The following is a 14798-nucleotide window of genomic DNA, read 5'->3' as shown; positions in this document are numbered from 1 at the left end:
TTTTTTATAAAGCTGCATAGAATTCGATCCCCCCTAGCCCTCCTTATAAAGGGGGGAACCAGAAAAACATATCAAAGTCCCCCAATTTATCGGGGGATTTAGGGGGATCTAGATATGTGTAACTTCACATTAAATTGGTATTAAAATACCAACTTGTAAAAACTTCTTTTTTTCATTACATTAAAAAAAAGGCTCATATCTCAATTAATTTACTAGCCTACATAGAAAAAATGAAGCAGAAAGTACATTCGGAATCTTCAGATTGTTGCAGCTGTGAACATGACCATCACGAGAATCATAACCATGTTCATCATCACAATCATAATGAGAATCATAACCATGACCACAATCATGAACACGGAGGAGAATTCAATCTGAAAAATGAGATATTACCTTTGGTAGCAATTTTAAGTTTATATGCGCCTGGTGTGATTTTTGAAAATCAATTACACAATACATTCTACTCAATAGGAGAATATCTAATTTTCATTCCTGCTTATTTATTAAGTGGATGGAGTGTTTTAAAAACTGCTGGACGCAATATAGTTAGAGGTAGAATATTTGATGAAACCTTTTTAATGACGGTAGCAACATTAGGAGCGATCACAATTCATAAATTACCCGAAGCTGTCGGGGTAATGTTATTTTACAAAATTGGAGAATTGTTCCAAGATATTGCCGTCAGCCGCTCTCGTAATTCGATCAAATCATTATTGGAAATTCGCCCAGACTATGCGAATATCCAAATAGAAGGAGAACTGAAGAAAGTATCACCAGAAACAGTAAACATTGGAGATATTATTGTTGTAAAGCCGGGAGAAAAGATTCCTTTAGATGGCGAAATTATAGATGGTAATTCGCAAGTTGATACATCTGCATTAACTGGAGAATCTGTACCGCGAACGGTAAGAATTGGAGAAACAGTTTTTGCTGGGACGATTAACAAAACAGGTGCGCTCGTCATTAGAGTCACAAAACTATTTGATGAATCTTCCATTGCCAAGATTTTAGACTTGGTGCAAAATGCCAAAAGTAAAAAAGCAGCAACAGAAAAGTTTATTACTAAATTTGCCCAATATTATACACCAATCGTAGTTTTTACATCGCTAGCAGTTGCAATATTGCCTCCTTTATTCATTTCGGGTGCAACTTCTTCCGAATGGGTTTATCGGGCCCTGATTTTACTAGTTATCTCCTGTCCGTGTGGACTCGTTATCAGTATTCCATTAGGTTACTTTGGAGGTGTGGGAGGTGCAGCTAGACGTGGAATTTTGGTTAAAGGCTCTACTTTTTTAGATACTTTAAATGCAGTTAATACAGTTGTTTTTGATAAAACGGGGACGTTAACGAAAGGGGTATTCAAAGTAGTAGAAATAGTGCCATTAAATGGCTGGAATGAACAAGAACTGTTGCTATTAGCTGCCAAAGTAGAATCACAATCTAATCATCCTATCGCTCAATCTATCTGCAAAGCTTATGGTGGAAAAATTGATGAATTTGAGATTGGAGATTATGAAGAAATAGCAGGTTATGGAATTCGAGCCAAGATTGAAAATAGGGTAGTGATAGCGGGAAGCGATCGCCTATTGCATAGAGAAAAGATTTCTCACGATAATTGCCAGTTAGAGGGAACAGTTATTCACCTAGCAGTGGATAATATTTACGCTGGCTATATTGTCATTGCTGATGAACTCAAAGAAGATGCAAGACTTGCTATTCAAGCACTCAAGCTAATGGGTGTAGAGAAAACAGTAATGTTAACAGGAGATAATCACGCGATCGCTTCCCGCATTGCTCAACAGCTTGGTATAGATACTTATGAAGCAGAGCTATTACCTGAAGAAAAAGTTAATGCCATTGAAAAGTTACTCAGCACCGCCAGCAAACATGGTAAAGTTGCCTTTGTTGGGGATGGAATTAATGATGCCCCAGTGATTACTAGAGCAGATGTTGGTATGGCAATGGGTGGATTAGGCTCAGATGCAGCGATCGAAACTGCCGATATTGTAATTGTGACAGATGCACCATCGAAAGTGGCAGAAGCAATCCAAATCGCCAGAAAAACAAGGCAAATTGTTTGGCAAAATATTGGATTTGCGTTAGCAATTAAAGGTGTATTTATTGGATTGGGTATTTTCGGGATAGCGACAATGTGGGAAGCTGTATTTGCTGATGTCGGAGTAGCAATGCTGGCAATTTTAAACGCAACTAGAGCGATGAAATAAAGTTATTATAAAATCGGGAATCTTTAATTGGTAATTTGTAGTAGTTAAAATATGAGAACTTCTCACTCATATTCTACTAACCAAAATAAAACCCATGAATTCATCAATCAAAGGCATTGCTACAGCTACTTTAGCTTTACTGCTAAATTATTCAGCAAACCCAGCCTTTGCACTACCCCAGAAAATCAATCACCCAATTACTGTTGCTAAATCGCAACCCTTAAAAGATACCTTAATTGTTCCTGGGGAAAGGGTAGGGCCGATAACACGCAAAACCACCAAGCAGGATTTAGTCAAACTGTTTGGTGCATCCCATCTCGTTGATAAAACTATCTCTGGTGCTGAAGGAATCGGTAGTTTTGCAGCTACTCAGGTAAATCTAAATCAGGGGCGATCGCTGCTAGTGGTTTGGAGTGATAATACTCGTACCAAATTCCTAGATGTGCGTAACCTGGGTTCAGCTTGGAAAACCCGCGAAGGTATTGGAGTGGGAACCTCGTTTAGCGAGTTACGTAAAAAATTAGGTAATTTTAAACTTTATGGATTGGGTTGGGATTACGGCGGCACGATTTTGTTAGATAGTAGTAAATTATCCCGTTATCAAGGCAAAATCATTTTCCGAGTAGACGCTGCTCCCAATGCTTCTGAAAAGTTTCTCAATGACTACCAAGCAGTGTCAGGGGATGGTACTTTCTCCTCCAGCAATACCCACTGGAAACCTTTGGGAATTAGGCTAGCAGAAATTATCGTTGTACTGAATCCAAGTGAGCAATGATCGGCTGCTAAACATCTAATTTGCTGGCTTAGGCAAAAGCGGACTATCTAAACCAGATTTTTATACTAGGTCTGGAAGTGGTAAATTACTCTTATAAGAAACTACATAAGTTACATCTATCGTCAGAATGATATTTCAGCTATTGAAACAAAAGGCGATCGCTCAGATTGCTACATCAACATTCTGGCTACTCCTTTTGAGTAAAGATTATTCACTAAAAAAGTAATTGAATGTCCGATGAACAGTACTTAGAGCGTAGACGCCAAGCATTAGAACAGCAGCGTAACTTACTGATAGAGAAGGAAAAAAAACTACGGTGTGCTTGTGCAATCGAGGCAAGCACTGCCACTCGCTTCCAACTGGAAAAGGAAATTGAACAAACTGAAACACAACTCAACGAACTAACTCAACAGCTTGATGCACTAGAACAAGCTTTATCTAGTGGAAGGGTGTATCGTGCTTTATTGAAATTGGGATATCAAACTCAGACGGGAGCATTCCGACAATTTATTAAAGCTCATTCTGTAGCAGCTTTTCTGATTCATGGTTCACTGTGGTATGGACAAGGCTGGTTATTGAATCGGTTGGTGTCGAAGTATGTTAGCAAGAACGTTAACGCTAAGAGAGTGGTGATTAACCTGACCCGCATTGCCCGTAGAAGTGATGTTGCTGCACTATGGCGCGAACTTAGTTATGGGGTCGGTCTTGGCTGGGGAAGTTCAAACTCGGACATTATAGAAAGAGTTTACAAATGGTCGCGAACTCAAACCATCTTGCTGATTTTTGACAATGTGAATCACCTGTCTGAAGCTTTTTTGCAAGAAATGATCCTTAAGTTCTGGTTTCCATTGGTGATTAAAGCTAGGGAGACTACTAGACAAACCAATCAATTCCAGCTATTCATGTTTTTGGTTGACAATGAGGGCTGTGTGGGCAGTTGGAATATTTCTTTTGCAGAGCAACTCAACCCAGATTGGGAACCGGATACCCCTATTAAGCTACCTATGATTACCGAATTTTCCGAAAATGAGCTAGTTACTTGGATAAAGTATGAAGCCGAGGAACTGTTAATCGACTTTGCAACAGAGGTAGAGGTAGATGAAGCAGTACGTGACATACTCCAAAAAAGTGAGAATGGCATTCCAGAACCCGCCTTACAAGAAATTTGTCGCTTGTCTAATTGTGAATGGGAGCAAATATGGTTCAAGCCGTAGGTGGAAAACTCTTGGAATATACAGGTAAAGTTCAGCCACAGTTAGGAGAAAGAGGCGCGAACGGACAGCTTTTATATCCCTATTTTCCTAACCCCGAACTGGTAGAAGCGGTGAACTTGGCGATTTACTTAGAACGCCCCTTACTACTGAAGGGAGAACCAGGATGTGGGAAGACTTTACTGGCAAGTGCAGTTGCCTACGAGCTAGATTTGAAATTAGAAGCTTGGTATGTTAAATCCACCAGTCGAGCGCGGGATGGTTTGTATATTTACGATGCCGTGGGACGATTGCGTGATGCACAACTTGCAACCTCCAGTCGCCTAACACCAGAACAAATTCTGCGAATTGATGACCCGACTAGCTATGTACGCTGGGGACCATTAGGACGAGCATTTCAGCAACAGCAGCGCACGGTAGTGTTAATTGATGAAATTGATAAAGCTGATATTGATTTTCCTAATGATTTGCTATTGGAATTAGACCAAAAACAATTCTTTGTGGAGGAAACAGGACAAAAAATTGAGGCCAAAGCAGCACCAATTGTTTTAATCACTAGTAATGATGAGAAGGATTTACCGGATGCCTTCTTGCGTCGATGTTTGTTTCACTATGTCGAATTTCCAAGTCGTGAGCGATTAATGGAAATTGTTAATGCTCTGTTTCCTACTTCACCCGAAGCTTTGGTGAAGCAAGCCATAGATAGCTTCTGGCGTCTGCGGGAAAAAATGCAACAAGACAAGGGGGAGGCTGGCAAAAAGGTCAGCACTAGCGAATTAATTGATTGGTTTCGCGTTCTGCGCCGTTATCCTGAAGATGAGGCTCTGGCAAAACTGGATGGCAAGATACCTTATGCTGGCGTGTTACTGAAAAGGTGGGATGACCATTTACGTTATTTGAGACAAAGCCGTGGATGTGAATGATTTGCCTCTGCTGGAACTGTTTACCAAACTGTGCGATGCTGGCTTACCACTTGGCATAGAGGAATATCAGTTAGTTCTACAAGCGATGCAAGCCGGCTTTGGAATTAATGATCAAGCTGCTTTGAAACGTCTGTGTCAGACTTTGTGGATCAAATCATCTGAAGAAAAGCAGGTGTTTGAAGATCATTTTGAACTGGTAATAGGTAATGAGCCTGGATTGTCAACTGCGGAAACATTGCCTACACAATCCGAACAGCATCAAGTTTCTCCGATTACCCGCTACGTAATTTTGGGGTTTATCGGAGTTGCTATTGGCTTGGGTGCTGGATTCTTTTTACAAAAGCCAATTCAAACACCAGAGCCAATTCAAACACCAATCTCAGATCCGATACCATCCTCAACCACAAAACCAACACCCCAAGCAATTAAAACACCAAAGCCGAACTCAAACCCAAGCCCAAACCCAAACCATTCAGATTGGCTTTTTTGGAGTTTTTTATTAGTTACAGCCATGATTTTTAAGTGGTTAGTTAGGCGAAATAATCAACAGCGCATTGTTGAAAGTACCTCGCATTCACAAGTAACCCCTACAGCTAATTCATCTCTGGCTGCAAAATTGACCCAGACGATAGAAGATGAGGTACAAGCAGTCAAAGCAGTTCTAGAAGCTACCAACAGAAATGAAGAAACTGTTTCCACGCGCCTCGTCTTGACTAGCGAGTATTTGCCTGTAACCGAGCGACAAATGAAACAAATTTGGCGTTACTTGCGCCACCCAGTACGTGAAGGGCCAAAAATAGAGTTAGATATGGCAGCAACTATTCACCAGATTGGATGCCAAGGTTTATTGCTTGAACCTGTATTCATACCCCGTCGAGTGAATAAATCAGAATTACTCTTACTAATTGACCAAGATGGTTCAATGGTGCCTTTCCACTCGCTATCACGTCGGTTGGCAGAAACTGCCTTGCGTGGGGGACGTTTGGGCAAATCTGGAATTTACTACTTTCACAATTGCCCTATTGAATATCTTTACCACGACCCCCATCATCAGCAAGCAGAATTAATCACTAATATTGTTAACCATATTTGCTCAAATAGAACTGCTGTATTGATTTTTAGTGATGCTGGTGCTGTTCGTGGCAGATATAGCGATGAACGCTACGAATTAACTCAACAATTTATTGCCCAAATGAAACAACGGGTACGTTATATTGCTTGGCTTAATCCTATGCCGAGAAAGCGTTGGCTTCGTACAACAGCCGCAGAAATTGCCCATCTTGTCCCCATGTTTGAATTTAGCCACCAAGGTTTACAAGATGCTATTGCTGTGCTGCGTGGACGCTTTGCTAACTTTGAGAGGCAAATAATATGAGCAAGATTAGACTTGAAGAAATTGCGAAGCAACGCATTGAGTCTTTTGCAAAACTCGGCAAAGCTCATCTATATTTAGCATATCATGCTGCTTTTCCCTTAGCACTCACACCAGATTTGTTGTATCGTCTATGGGTTCAGTTCCAACGGGATATTGATGACCAAGTGTTAGGTATCCCTTGGGTAGCAGTAGCAGATTTGCTGGTTTCAAGCTTGTGTAATGAAGTCGGATATGAACTATACGAGATGGATTTAACAGTACGAAATCTGTTGTTGAGTCGTTTGCAGGAAGATAAAAAATTTGGTCAACAGCGGATTAATGAACTATCAAACTTTTTACTCGACTATGTAAGGCCAAAACTTGAAAGTAAAGATCCAGATATTCAAGATTTTGCTCTAACGCAGCAGTGGACAGCTTTAGCATACACGCAGCCTAATAAGGTAGCTCATGAATTGGCATTGGAATTCGATAAATTGGATTTTAATAATGAAGCAGAACTGATAAGAATCGTATCATTAACAGAAATATTTGCACAACCATTAGCTGAATTCGATCCTTTACTCAGTTATGCACGCGGAATGGGAAAGTTAGCCCGTGGGAATTTGGAGGCTGCAACAGATCAAGTTAGCAAAATCTTAGAAGGAGAAAATAAAATACGGGTTGCCGGAGTTGATTTACCTATTCCCGAAAAGATAAAAGCAAATCTTCCAGAGCTATTCGAGCAACTCGCTAACCATAAAAACGCGCTAAAAAGAAGTAGAATTTCATCACTATTCTTTTTATCTATATTAGCTCTAGGAACGCTGATTGGAGGCACAGGAATATACATTTTTAGATTTCATACATCTCAACTTACACAAAACTCATTATGTCCTAAAGAGACCTATAGTTTGAATGACAGAATTAGCCTGGGTGAAGAAATTTTATTAAAACAAGATACAAACTCAGATAAAGAAGCTGGAGTTCAAGCATTTTTAAATGGTGATTGTCAAACTGCTATTAATAAGTTAAATTTATATCGCAAAGCTAACAGCACAGACCCAGAAGCATTGATTTACTTGAATAATGCTAAGGCTCGTCAAAAAGAAAATCGGCTCAAAATTGCTGTGAGCGTACCTATTGGGACAAATCCAAATGTAGCAAAAGAGATACTGCGCGGTGTGGCTCAAGCTCAAGATGAGGTGAATAGCAGTGGCAGTATCAATGGCAAAGCATTGGAGGTAGCGATCGCTAATGATGATAATGATCCAAGTGAATCTGCACAGCTTGCCACTCGGTTTGGCAAAGATACCAACATCTTAGCTGTCGTGGGACATAATTCTAGTAATGCTTCTCTCTCAGCAGCCCCAGTCTATCAAAAAGATGGGTTAGTGATGATTTCTCCCACCAGTTTTGCCCAAAACCTTGATAGGGTTGGCAATTATATCTTCCGCACTGCTCCTAGTGTTAAATCTATAGCAGATAGCGTCTCTTATTACGCTATTAAAATAGCGGGGAAAACCAATTTTCTTATCTGTGTTGATTACCAAGGGATAGATAATCAGTCGTTTAACGATGAGTTTGTTAATGCGATAAAAACTGCTAACGCTCAGATTAATTCTACAGAGTGCGATATTTCTGGCCGTGACTTTAACCCTCGTGCTGTCATTTCTCAAGCTGTACGTAGCGGTGCTAATGCCTTAGTGTTAGGTCTTTATGTAGACAAAATAAAACAAGGTCTAGCGGTGGCACAATCTAATCAAGGGCAGTTGACTGTATTTGGTAGTCCTACACTTTTCACTGACGAAACCTTAAAGAATGGCAGCGGTATCAACGGACTGATAATCTCTGCACCTTGGTATCCCGCAGCATTTCCTAATAACATCTTTCCGCAAAAAGCCCAAAAACTTTGGGGTGCAACTGTCAATTGGCGAACAGCTACAGCTTATGATGCAACTTTGGCGATCATCGCAGGTTTACAACGAACCAATACCAACAGACGCGATGAATTACAAAAGGTGTTGCATAGTCCGAGTTTTTCAGTCGATGGTGCAACGGGAAAGATTCAGTTTTCACCATCAGGCGATCGCACAAATAATGCCATCTTCTTAGTCAAAGTTCAACAAATACCTGGCACTGACAACTATGAGTTTGTGCCGATTCAACCTTAAGCACAACGCAAACGATATAATGCTTTCACAGATTGTTTGTTAGAAGCCTTGTAAGGGAAGGCAGTGGTAAATAAGATAAGGATGGCAGCGATGGTGAAATATCTAATGAAAGCGATCGCACTTCTCCACAAGTTATAGATTATAAAAGGCGATGTCTAACGACAAGCTAGGAGCTACGCATTGCTCACCCACCGTATGACAAACCAAACTTTTACCAATGGTTATGCATTACTCATTGGCATAGGTGCTGATTTACCTGTCACAGTCATAGATGCAACGGCTGTACGAGATATACTGATTGATCCAAGTTGCGCCGCCTATCCACCAGAACAAGTCACACTCCTCACCGAAACCTCTGCAACTCGGCAAAATATCCTCGCAGCTTTTGACCAAATCATCGCCCAAGTCAATCAAAATTCTGATGCAACTGTGATCATTTACTACTCTGGTCATGGTGGACGCATCCAGCGCACCAATGAATACTTCCTTGTACCATTCGGCTATGACCCCAGTCAACGCGCAGACACAGCTATATCAGGTGTAGAATTTACCCAAACAATTGAAGCAATTACAGCGCGTAAACTTGTAGTTTTATTAGATTGTTGTCATGCAAGCGGCGTTCCAGCTTTGAAGGAACCAGGAGAAACCTTTGTAAAATCACCCTTACCCCCGGAACTGTTAAATGTACTAAGAACGGGAAGTGGTCGAGTTGTGATTGCTTCTTCGCGAGAAGACGAATATTCTTACACAGGTCAACCCTACAGTGCTTTCACCGATTGCTTGTTAGAAGCCTTGCAAGGTAAAGCAACTGTGAATAAAGATGGTTATGCACGTATTCTTGATATTTTAGTTTACTTATTTGACCAAGTGCCAAAAAGAGCATCAGGGCCACAACACCCGTTTGTAAATAAAGTGCTGGATTTGGGTGATAATTTTCCCCTTTGTTATTACGCAGGTGGAAGTAAATTTTTATCTGGTGAAACAGCAACTATTGAAACTAGTCCAATTTCTACTAGTTTAACTGCTGGACAGCGACGGCGATCGCAACAAAAACTAGACGCACTTCAGGCAGAGTTTGACATCCGCAACGAGAAGTTAAAGCAGATGAAGAAAGCTTTGGCTATTGAGGCTGGTACGGCAGTCAAGTTTCAATTAGAACAGCAGCTTCTTGATGAAGAGGCAAAACTGGCATATCTTAACGATGAACTTGATAAGCTTGAGTCTGCATTACAATCATGAGACTTATGTAAATATACAGTTATTTGGTACATGTAAATCAAGATTTACTCACCTAGAAACAAGGAAAATAGAGATATTCAGTTAATTGGTGTTTGTTTATACTATTTCATTTTTTCGTAGTCGTTATACTCATAACTTAGGTTCTACCTGGGAATTAGGAAGTGGCTTATGCCACTTCTTTTTATTTATCTAGTAATCCAGTAAAAAAGTAACTTTGTTAAACTTTTAATTTTTATTAATCGTTATATCATTTCGGAAAACATTTGCTAGACATACATTGGTCGAGGCGTACATCTATACGCCTCTACAAACGATTCATTTCTTGCAAAGATTGTTGACAATAGTTATGATGCGTGCATTTAATTGGCCAAGCAGTCGGGCGAACTTCTGGTGATAATAAACATGATGTTAGTCATTACTCATTGTATCTTCCCATCTCTTACGCTTGGGCTTGCTTTCCAGATCGCGCGATCGCATTTCTTGCCAAGTACCCCACATTAGGGATTGCTGTTTTTCAATATGGTTAATAAACTGCATAATTGAGCGATCTGCTTTGATAGGAGTTTTTAAATCAAACTGAATTGTTTGAAGAATCTTGATGTCACCCATGAGAAAGTACTTAGCTGCAATCTTAGTCAGCCATAGTACAACTCGATTGCATAACCAAGCAAAAATTCCTTTACGTTTTTTAGTCATCAATAGAACTTGACCTTCAGTTTTTCCGCTTTCGTAGAGGCGAACTGCAACCATCATGTGGACATGAAAGAAATCAGGGCCAATTGTCACAATGCCAATGCTACCGTACCAATAGCAAATACTGTAAGTTATGACATTTTTGTAAAAAAGACGGATGAGCTTAATCAAAAAGAAATTGTCTTTTATGGGTGTAGTATTACTGAAGATAATCGCATTCTCGTTTAGTTCGTGTCTTTCAAAAATAATTTCTAGTGGCAATTGGTGAACTGTATTGAGGTGTTGAGCATCAATCGCATTAATCATCACCACATTGGGATGACAGTTCAGCAAGAAGTGGGAATGAATGGCGACATGACACTCTTTTTGTTCTAACTCTGGAACAAAAGGTAGAGGTTGTTGTGGTATTTCTCCAGTCCAAACCCAAATCATCCCATATTTTTCAGCAGTGGGCCAAGTTTGTAACTTTAGGGAAGGTGGTACATCTAAACATGGAATATCAGTACACATTCCTTCAGCATCAAACTTCCAGTGGTGGAAAAAACAACGTAGTGCATTACCCTCAACTTTGCCTTCAGCAAGGTGAGCGCCCATGTGTGGACAGTAAGCATCAAAGGTAACTACTATTTTATCTTTACCACGGTAAATTACTAATTCTCTACCCAAAATCGTGACAGGTTTTACTTCACCCACCCGCAGATTTTGAGAGGGTATTACCCAATACCATCCCTCAATAAAACGCTCTGGATTATTGAAAATTTTAGGTTTACGGATTGAGCTAAAAGTCTGCGAGTTGAGATTCATTTTTATGGTTTCACTTGAAGTGAAGCAGTTAATCTAGAAGTAACATGGGAACTTCAAAAAAACAGTTACTTTCAGTACCATGAGAAACAGCTACCCATTAACAATTCAAAATTCAAAATTCAAAATTAAAGAAATTTCAGATATGGATTTAAACCCTGACTAGAATTGGTGCTACATGTAGATGTAGGGGTCTTAAGCCTTTTAATTTACGATAAAAAGTTCTAATACTGGTGATAATATTTCGCTTACCTCTCAAACCACTTGATGTTTAGCAAAATATGTAATAATATTTACAAGCCTTGGGAAAATCTACCATGTTAACTCAAGATAAAAAACTGCTTTTAATTGGTCAGGTAACAGATTTAACTGGAATACCCATCAGAACAATTCGTTATTACGAGAGTTTAGGTTTAATCAATTCATTAAGACGAACCGAGGGAGGCTTTCGCCAGTTTTCATTGGATGTGCTAACTCGTCTAGCATTCATTAAAAGGGCACAAAATCTTGGTCTTAGCCTAGAAGAGATTGGAAATATTCTTCAAGTTTATGACCAAGGGCAAACTCCTTGTGGTGAAATCAAAGAAAAACTTGAAGATAAAGTTTTGCAGATCGATCGCCAAATCGATCAGCTGTTAACTTTGCGCTCTGAAATTAAGGGATTACTTTCAGGCTGGAAGAATATCAGCAACCATCATGAGAAGACAATTTGTCCGATTATTCAAAACACCTCTCAGGGCTGACATTAATCAGGAATCACGACTTTTATAGAGAAGAAACCACCACAACTCTAGTCCAATTAAAGCTAAACCTGCGATTGCAACCCCAACTTTCAAGCTCAAAGGTTGCTCAATGTGTTGAAATTGGCTGTTTTGCTCTGATGAATGGGCTGGCATTTCTGCAAATGCTACACCTGATGTTCCAGCGAGCAGCACTAAAGCTATCAGGCTTCCCCAAAGCGTTTTTTGACTGAACATTTCCTAAATTACCCTGCAATTATGAGCTAATTTTTGGTTGAAAGTTACGCAATCTCAGGGCATTGCTAACAACAGAAAGTGAAGAAAGAGCCATCGCAGCGCCGGCGATAATTGGATTGAGTAACCAACCAAAGATGGGGAACAAAATTCCCGCCGCAATCGGAATACCAATGACGTTGTAAATAAAGGCAAAGAAGAGATTTTGCTTAATATTGTTGATGGTGGCGCGGCTAAGTTGAATTGCTGTCACAATTAAGAGCAAATCGCCAGAAATTAGAGTGATATCGCTAGCTGCGATCGCCACATCTGTTCCCGTCCCAATCGCAATTCCCACATCAGCCTGTGCTAAGGCTGGTGCATCATTTATCCCATCACCTACCATTGCAACAATTGAGTGGGGATTGGGTACTGGGGATTGGGTATTGGGAAGAATTTTTCCTAGTCCCCAGTCCCTAGTCCCTAGTCCCCCTTTCTGAAGAAATTGAATAATCGCTGCCTTTTGATCTGGACGCACTTCGGCAAAGATTCGCTCTATGCCAACTTGTCTTGCGATCGCATCAGCAGTTTTACGATTATCTCCGGTAAGCATTACTACTTCTAAACCCCACTTCTGTAAGGCTTTCACCACTGCTGCTGATGAAGGTTTTAGGGCATCGGCAATACCCATTATTCCTTGTAGTTCGCCATCTACAGCAATCAAAATAACTGTTTTACCAGCAGCTTCCCAGGCATCTTTATACTGCTGGAGACTCATGATGTTAATTCCAAGTTCTGTTAACCAGCGTTGTGTACCAATTTGCACAAGCTGATTTGCCACAACTGCTTGCACACCACTACCTGCATTAGCTAGGAAGTTTTTTGCATCTATTAAACTCACCTCTTGAGACTGGGCGTATTTTACAACCGCTTCAGCTAAAGGATGCTCAGAATTGCGTTCTACCGTTGCTGCTAATCGTAAAAGCTGGATTTCATTACCATTAGCTGTGCCGTTGACTGTTACAAAGTCTGTAACTGTCGGTTTACCCTGAGTCAAAGTGCCGGTTTTATCTAAAACAATGGTTTGAATTTTGTGTGCTAGTTCTAAGCTGTCAGCACCTTTAATCAAAATGCCATTTTCTGCACCTTTGCCCGTCCCAACCATTACAGAAGTGGGCGTAGCTAAACCCAAAGCACAAGGACAAGCGATAATTAGTACACCCACCGTTGTCATTGTGGCTAGGGTAAGGTTGCCCGTGAAATTAAACCAAATGATGAAAGTGGCGATCGCAATGGCAATCACAGCTGGTACAAACCATCCTGTAACTCGATCTGCCAAGCGCTGAATGGGTGCTTTAGAACCTTGCGCTTGTTGCACTAGTTTGACGATTTGAGCCAAAAATGTATCATTTCCGATTCGTGTCACCCGAAACTGAAATGCACCCGCACCGTTAATCGTTGCCCCAATCACCTCATCTCCTGGCTGCTTTTTGACTGGCAAACTTTCACCCGTCACCATCGCTTCATTTACCGTTGAAGCGCCTGCAATCACTTCGCCATCTACTGGAATCTTTTCACCAGGACGCACTAAAATCACATCGTTGATTCTGACTTCAGCGATGGGAAGATCAATTTCTCTACCATCACGGATAACTCTGGCATCTCTAGCTTGCAGTCCAATGAGTTTGCGGATAGCTTCAGAAGTTTGTCCCCTAGCGCGATTTTCTAACAACCGCCCCAGCAAAATTAAGGTAATCACAATGGCGGCAACTTCATAATAAAGATGAGGTATCAAGCCTTGAGCAATAAAAAATTTCGGGAAAACAGTGACAAATAAAGAATATAGATATGCTGCACTTGTACCCAAAGCAATCAGCGTGTCCATCGTTGCTGTATGGCGCTTGAGGGATTTCCAGCCATTCCGGTAAAAAGATCCACCACACCAGAACACAACGGGGGTTGTCAGCACTAACTGTACCCAAGGATTTTGCAGGAAACTTGGAATCAAGGGTAAATTTAGCCCAGTCATCATGGGCAACGACCCCAAAAATAAGAAAATGCTGATTACACCTCCCACCGCTACCTTGAGGGAGAGTTGGCGTTGTAATGCTTGCCGACTTGCTTTCTCAGCATCATCTTCGGTGAGCAATTCTTCCTGAAGTGAGTCAGAAGAGTATCCCGCAGCTGCGATCGCACTTTGGATTTTCTCTAAATTCGTTAGAGAGCGATCGTATTTGATCGTAGCTTGCTCGGCTCCAAAATTAACGTTGCAGTCAATTACCCCAGAAACAGAGCGAATTGCCTTTTCGATGTTGTTGGCGCAAGCGGCACAACTCATGCCTTGAAGTTTGAGTGTGAGAGTATCCATGCTGAGGATTGGGGATTGAGAATTGGGGATTGGGGATTAGGGATTGGGGATTAGGGGTTAGGGATTGGCAATTGGTCATTCTCCC

The 14798-nt window shown here is 40.8% G+C and carries 11 protein-coding genes; 8 read left to right on the top strand and 3 right to left on the bottom strand.

The annotated features are described in order from the left end of the window. Nucleotides 1-230: 230 nt before the first annotated feature. The 7 genes from RMY32_RS25535 (at nucleotide 231) to RMY32_RS25505 (ending at nucleotide 9898) form a co-directional block, all read left to right on the top strand. On the top strand, nucleotides 231-2225 hold the full coding sequence (locus RMY32_RS25535; protein ID WP_322711001.1) for a heavy metal translocating P-type ATPase: 1995 nt from the start codon (nucleotides 231-233) through the stop codon (nucleotides 2223-2225). Nucleotides 2226-2319: 94 nt separating this feature from the next. Next, nucleotides 2320-3000 carry a hypothetical protein gene (locus RMY32_RS25530; RefSeq protein WP_322711000.1) on the top strand — a complete coding sequence of 227 codons (681 nt, stop codon included), beginning with the start codon at nucleotides 2320-2322 and terminating at the stop codon, nucleotides 2998-3000. Between the two features lie 230 nt (nucleotides 3001-3230). Next, entirely contained in the window at nucleotides 3231-4214 is a 984-nt protein-coding gene (locus RMY32_RS25525; protein ID WP_322710999.1) for a hypothetical protein, read from the top strand. Then, the gene (locus RMY32_RS25520) at nucleotides 4199-5134 is read left to right on the top strand and encodes a MoxR family ATPase (protein ID WP_322710998.1); all 936 of its coding nucleotides are present in this window, start codon (nucleotides 4199-4201) and stop codon (nucleotides 5132-5134) included. The genes RMY32_RS25525 and RMY32_RS25520 overlap by 16 nt, the downstream gene beginning before the upstream one ends. Next, complete coding sequence (locus tag RMY32_RS25515; RefSeq protein WP_322710997.1) at nucleotides 5121-6509, top strand: hypothetical protein; 1389 nt, start codon at nucleotides 5121-5123, stop codon at nucleotides 6507-6509. Before RMY32_RS25520 ends, RMY32_RS25515 begins: the two co-directional genes overlap by 14 nt. Next, entirely contained in the window at nucleotides 6506-8659 is a 2154-nt protein-coding gene (locus tag RMY32_RS25510; protein ID WP_322710996.1) for an ABC transporter substrate-binding protein, read from the top strand. Before RMY32_RS25515 ends, RMY32_RS25510 begins: the two co-directional genes overlap by 4 nt. Before the next feature lie 195 nt (nucleotides 8660-8854). Further along, nucleotides 8855-9898, top strand: coding sequence for a caspase family protein (locus RMY32_RS25505; protein WP_322710995.1), 1044 nt, complete (start codon nucleotides 8855-8857; stop codon nucleotides 9896-9898). 408 nt (nucleotides 9899-10306) lie between these two features. On the opposite strand, the gene RMY32_RS25500 is transcribed toward RMY32_RS25505, so the two are convergent. Continuing rightward, nucleotides 10307-11395 carry an aromatic ring-hydroxylating dioxygenase subunit alpha gene (locus RMY32_RS25500; RefSeq protein ID WP_322710994.1) on the bottom strand — a complete coding sequence of 363 codons (1089 nt, stop codon included), beginning with the start codon at nucleotides 11393-11395 and terminating at the stop codon, nucleotides 10307-10309. Between the two features lie 314 nt (nucleotides 11396-11709). Here RMY32_RS25500 and RMY32_RS25495 point away from each other — a divergent pair, with 314 nt between their 5' ends. Beyond that, the gene (locus RMY32_RS25495; RefSeq protein WP_322710993.1) at nucleotides 11710-12135 is read left to right on the top strand and encodes a heavy metal-responsive transcriptional regulator; all 426 of its coding nucleotides are present in this window, start codon (nucleotides 11710-11712) and stop codon (nucleotides 12133-12135) included. A 6-nt stretch (nucleotides 12136-12141) separates the two neighbouring features. On the opposite strand, the gene RMY32_RS25490 is transcribed toward RMY32_RS25495, so the two are convergent. Together RMY32_RS25490 and RMY32_RS25485 are read right to left on the bottom strand one after the other, a co-directional pair. Then, complete coding sequence (locus RMY32_RS25490) at nucleotides 12142-12369, bottom strand: hypothetical protein (RefSeq protein ID WP_322710992.1); 228 nt, start codon at nucleotides 12367-12369, stop codon at nucleotides 12142-12144. 19 nt (nucleotides 12370-12388) lie between these two features. Further along, a complete protein-coding gene (locus tag RMY32_RS25485; RefSeq protein WP_322710991.1) occupies nucleotides 12389-14713 on the bottom strand; it encodes a heavy metal translocating P-type ATPase in 2325 nt (774 codons plus the stop codon). Between the last annotated feature and the right edge of the window lie 85 nt (nucleotides 14714-14798).

Origin of the sequence: Nostoc sp. ChiSLP03a, assembly GCF_034531215.2 — a bacterium.
Taxonomy (GTDB): Bacteria; Cyanobacteriota; Cyanobacteriia; order Cyanobacteriales; family Nostocaceae; genus Nostoc.
Note: the sequence above shows the minus strand (reverse complement) of the source record. Positions and strands in the feature narration are given on the sequence as shown.

Bases quoted from the DNA above. Each gene is read 5' to 3' on its own strand.
- RMY32_RS25520 (WP_322710998.1), top strand. From the start codon at position 4,199: ATGGTTCAAGCCGTAGGTGGAAAACTCTTGGAATATACAGGTAAAGTT.
- RMY32_RS25485 (WP_322710991.1), bottom strand. From the start codon at position 14,713: ATGGATACTCTCACACTCAAACTTCAAGGCATGAGTTGTGCCGCTTGC.
- RMY32_RS25525 (WP_322710999.1), top strand. From the start codon at position 3,231: ATGTCCGATGAACAGTACTTAGAGCGTAGACGCCAAGCATTAGAACAG.
- RMY32_RS25490 (WP_322710992.1), bottom strand. From the start codon at position 12,369: ATGTTCAGTCAAAAAACGCTTTGGGGAAGCCTGATAGCTTTAGTGCTG.
- RMY32_RS25505 (WP_322710995.1), top strand. From the start codon at position 8,855: ATGACAAACCAAACTTTTACCAATGGTTATGCATTACTCATTGGCATA.
- RMY32_RS25510 (WP_322710996.1), top strand. From the start codon at position 6,506: ATGAGCAAGATTAGACTTGAAGAAATTGCGAAGCAACGCATTGAGTCT.
- RMY32_RS25530 (WP_322711000.1), top strand. From the start codon at position 2,320: ATGAATTCATCAATCAAAGGCATTGCTACAGCTACTTTAGCTTTACTG.
- RMY32_RS25495 (WP_322710993.1), top strand. From the start codon at position 11,710: ATGTTAACTCAAGATAAAAAACTGCTTTTAATTGGTCAGGTAACAGAT.
- RMY32_RS25535 (WP_322711001.1), top strand. From the start codon at position 231: ATGAAGCAGAAAGTACATTCGGAATCTTCAGATTGTTGCAGCTGTGAA.
- RMY32_RS25500 (WP_322710994.1), bottom strand. From the start codon at position 11,395: ATGAATCTCAACTCGCAGACTTTTAGCTCAATCCGTAAACCTAAAATT.